This is a genomic window from Janthinobacterium rivuli (assembly GCF_009208735.1).
In the GTDB taxonomy this organism is placed as follows: Bacteria; Pseudomonadota; Gammaproteobacteria; order Burkholderiales; family Burkholderiaceae_D; genus Janthinobacterium.
In genome coordinates, this window is record NZ_WFLJ01000099.1 from 1 (window position 1) to 255 (window position 255).

The 255-nt window shown below is 52.2% G+C and carries 1 rRNA gene; it reads right to left on the reverse strand.

Features of this window, described 5'->3' with window-relative positions:
- Nucleotides 1–255: ribosomal RNA gene (locus tag GCN78_RS29105) — 16S ribosomal RNA — on the reverse strand; the annotation flags it as partial.

Sequence of the window (255 nt, forward strand, 5' to 3'; positions counted from 1 at the left end):
CTTTTACCCTACCAACTAGCTAATCAGATATCGGCCGCTCCACGAGCATGAGGTCTTGCGATCCCCCACTTTCATCCTTAGATCGTATGCGGTATTAGCGTAACTTTCGCTACGTTATCCCCCACTCTAGGGTACGTTCCGATATATTACTCACCCGTTCGCCACTCGCCACCAGAGCAAGCTCCGTGCTGCCGTTCGACTTGCATGTGTAAGGCATGCCGCCAGCGTTCAATCTGAGCCAGGATCAAACTCTTC